Here is a 3,299-nt window from a genome sequence, read left to right on the forward strand (position 1 = left end):
CGGCGCGGCGGCGGCGCTCGGTGGCCACGAACCACCGCGCGATGCGCCGGAAACGCGGCCACCAAAAGGCCTGCACGGCGGGCCAGGCCAGGCTGTCGCCGAAGGCCTCGCGCCCGGCTTCCACCAGCCGGGCTTCCGCATCGGGCGGCAGGGCGCCTGGATATTCCAGCAGGAACGCCTCCAGGGCGGCATGGACGGCGATGCCCCGTTCGGCGACGCCGGGATCGGCTTCCAGCGGATCCAAGGGCTCCAGCCTCAGGATCTCGCGGGCGTAGAGGGCGTAGGGATCGCGAATCCAGGTCTCGATGCGGGTGACCGACAGGCGGTCGGGCCGTTCGCGGGGCGGCGGCGTCGGGCGGGGGGCGCGCCAGGGCGTCACCGCCGCCGGGCGGTCCATCTCGAGCGCCCAGCGCAGGTAGCGCCCGGCCGACGGAATGGCCATCCCCCGGCCGTCCAACAGATTGTCGAGACGGGCCAGCCACCGCGAGGGCAAGGTCGGCTGGCCGTCCACCCGGAGCGACCGGGTCAACACCGCCTCGGGCGCCGCCGCAGCCTGGGCGAAGTCGTGGGCTGCCAGGCCGATGCGGCGTTCCGGCAGGGGCAGGCCGAAATCCTTCTGCATGGGGCGGCTCATCCATGGCCCCGGCCGCACCTCGGGCGGCCAAGTCCCTTCGTTCAACCCGCCCAGCACCAGCAGATCGGCTTGCTGCAGCCGTGCCTCCAATAGACCCCAGACGGCAAGACGGGGATGCCGGCCCCAGGTGGGCCGCAGCACCCTCCCGGCCATCAGGGTGCGCAGCAGGCCGGGATAGTCGGCCCCGCGCAAGGGCGGGAAGTCCCGCGCCGCCTCTCTCAGTTCGGCGATGAAGTCGCCGAGGCCCTCGCCCGCCTCGCCCGCCCAGAGGCGGACGGGCCCCTCCTCTTGGGCCGTGGCCGCCAGCCCCTCGCAGAAGGCCACATGGGCGTCGAGAAGATCGGTAAGCAATACCCGCTTGCGGTCCATCCGGTGCAGAAGGGGGCGGGACAGGGCGTCCAGCCGCCGCAACCCGGACTCCAGATCGAAGAAAATCTGTTTCCTTTCCTTGGCGGCGACATGCAGGGCGCGCAGAAGCCCCGCGATACCGGCCCCCGGCCGGGGGCCGCGCAGGACCAGGATCTCCAGCCGTCGCACCAGGGAGCGTAGAACGGCGGGTTCCATCCCGCCCCCCGCCAAGGGATGCTTGAGCAGGGCGAGCAGGGTTACCGGGGCCGCCTTGGCCGCGGCGAAGTCGGCGGCCAGATGGAAGAAGGTCCCGGATGGAGTCTGAGATAAGGGCCGTCCGGCCGAATCGTCGACCTCGATGCCCCAACGCTCCAACTCGCCGGCAACCCGGCGTGCGAGGTCCCGATCGGGAGTGACCAGGGCAGCCCGGCGGCCTTCCGTTTCCAGGGCCTCGCGCAGCATCAGGGCGATGGCGGCCGCTTCCTCGCGCGGCGTCGGGCAGTCGAGCCGCGACAGTCCGGCCAGGGCGGCGGGCGGCGACCTGTTTCTTTCGCTGCATGCCGACTCGCATCCCAATCTTCAACTGTCTGGCCTGTCGGTCTACACGCTTTCCGAAAAGGCGTCTGACGCCGAGGCCGAGCAATTGGCCGAAAGCGAAAACAAGGCCGACTTGATCGCTGGCATTGATCTGTCGAACGAAGCGCCGGAAGTCGCCAACATCCTGATCGATCTGGCCCAGCGCGAAACCATGAACCTGTCGGCCAATTTCGCGGGCAAGGCGGTGGGCGGGCTGGGGCGCGAGGTCAAGCTGTTGTCGAACACGCATCGCTTCGCGGGTTTCGCGGTCTTGAAGGCGCCCGACGTGCCTTCGGTGCTGGTCGAGCTTGGCTATCTGTCCAATCCGAAGGAAGAGCAGCTTTTGAAGACCGAAGCCTACCGCGGCAAGCTGGCCAAGGCCTTGGCGCACGCCGCCACGGAATATTTTGACAATCTGCGCAAGGCGGCCAGCCCGTGACCAGATTGTTGCGCTTTTTCGGCATTCTTCTTTTGTTGGCGCTGCTGGGCGGACTGGCGGCGGCGGCGGGCGGCTTGGCCCTGTTCTACCATTATGGCCGGGGACTGCCCGACTTCTCGCAGTTGGCCAATTACCAACCTCCGATCTCGACGCGCATCCATGCGGGTGACGGGCGACTGTTGACCGAATTCGCCATCGAGAAGCGGGCCTTTGTGCCCATCAACGCCATTCCCAAGCGGGTGATCGACGCTTTTCTGTCCGCCGAGGATAAATCCTTTTACACCCACACGGGCGTCGATCCCTTGGGCATCCTGCGCGCCGTGGTGACGAATCTGAAAAATATGGGCGGCTCGCGCAGGCCCGTGGGCGCGTCCACCATCACCCAGCAGGTGGCCAAGAATTTTCTTCTGACCAACGAAGTGTCCATCGAGCGCAAGGTCAAGGAGATGATCCTGGCCTTCCGTCTCGAGCGGGCCTTTACGAAAGACCATATCCTCGAGCTTTACCTGAACGAAATCTATCTGGGCATTGGCGCTTACGGCGTCGCTGCGGCCACGACGCACTATTTCGACAAGTCGCTCGACGAATTGTCGATCGCCGAAGCGGCTTTCCTGGCCGCCCTGCCCAAGGCCCCCAACAACTATCATCCGCAGCGTTTTCCCGAAGCGGCCAAGTCGCGGCGCGATTGGGTTCTGGAACGCATGGCCGAGGATGGGGTGATCAGCCAGGCGGAAGCCGACGCCGCCAAGGCCGAGCCTTTGTTCATGCGCCCCAGGCCTGACAGCATCTATGTGCGCGGCGCCGATTGGTTCGCCGAAGAGGTGCGCCGTCGTCTGGCCAAAAGTTACGGCGAGGAGACGCTTTACAAGGGCGGCCTTTCGGTGCGCACCAGCCTGGACCCGCGCTTGCAGGAACTTGCCGACCGCGTGCTGCGCCAGGGATTGCTGGCCTATGATCGCCGCCATGGATGGCGCGGCCCCATCGGCCGGGTCGAACTGAGCGCCGATTGGACGACCCAACTGGCGCAGGTTCAGCCGCCGGGCGGCATCGATCCTTGGGAAACGGCGCTGGTCCTGGCGGTGGGCGAGAATTTCGCCGATATCGGTCTGATCGACGGCAGCCGGGGCCGCATTCCCTGGACCGAACTGTCCTGGGCGCGCCCCACGCTGGAAGAACAAGAAGTGGGGCCTTCGCCCAAGCGCGCCTCGGATGTCGTGAAGCCCGGCGATGTGGTGGCGGTTCAGCCGGTGAAGGCGAATTCCGAGGGCGTGGCCTATCCCGCCCACAGCTACGCGCTTCGCC

General features: G+C 67.1%; 2 protein-coding genes and 1 pseudogene. 2 read left to right on the top strand and 1 reads right to left on the bottom strand.

Annotation, left to right across the window (positions count from 1 at the left end; translation table 11 throughout):
• Positions 1–1,558, bottom strand: a 1,558-nt coding sequence (addB, locus tag H7841_17980) for a double-strand break repair protein AddB (protein ID MEO5338748.1), incomplete at its 3' end; no start/stop codon positions are given.
• Between addB and H7841_17985 the strand changes: the two are divergent.
• Positions 1,503–1,997, top strand: a pseudogene (locus H7841_17985) (N-acetylmuramoyl-L-alanine amidase). The gene addB and the pseudogene H7841_17985 overlap by 56 nt on opposite strands.
• Positions 1,998–2,002: 5 nt before the next feature.
• The coding region (locus tag H7841_17990) for a transglycosylase domain-containing protein (protein ID MEO5338749.1) at positions 2,003–3,299 on the top strand (1,297 nt) is incomplete at its 3' end.

Origin of the sequence: Magnetospirillum sp. WYHS-4 (assembly GCA_039908345.1) — a bacterium.
Lineage (GTDB): Bacteria > Pseudomonadota > Alphaproteobacteria > Rhodospirillales > GLO-3 > JAMOBD01.